The 275-nt window shown below is 62.2% G+C and carries 1 pseudogene; it reads left to right on the top strand.

Going from position 1 to position 275, the window contains the following annotated elements:
* Positions 1-275, top strand: a pseudogene (locus A3722_RS05530) (ABC transporter substrate-binding protein); the annotation flags it as partial.

Below are 275 nucleotides of genomic sequence, written 5' to 3'. Positions count from 1 at the left end.
GCCTCGGGTGGCGAGCTGACCATTCAGGTCTTCTCGGCCGGTGAGATGGTGCCGCCGCTGCAATCGCTCGACGCCGTGATCGACGGCACCGCCGAGATGAGCCACGGTGCCGCCTACTACTGGCAGAACAAATCGCCTGCGCTGTCCTTCTTTACCGGCGTTCCTTACGGCATGACCACGCCCGAGCTTACCGCTTGGATGCGCTACATGGGCGGTCAGGAAATCTGGGACGAGATCTATGACCAGTTCGGCGTTCAGGGCTTCCTGTCCGGCAA

Source organism: Sulfitobacter sp. HI0027, assembly GCF_001634775.1.
Lineage (GTDB): Bacteria > Pseudomonadota > Alphaproteobacteria > Rhodobacterales > Rhodobacteraceae > Sulfitobacter.
Note: the sequence above shows the minus strand (reverse complement) of the source record. Positions and strands in the feature narration are given on the sequence as shown.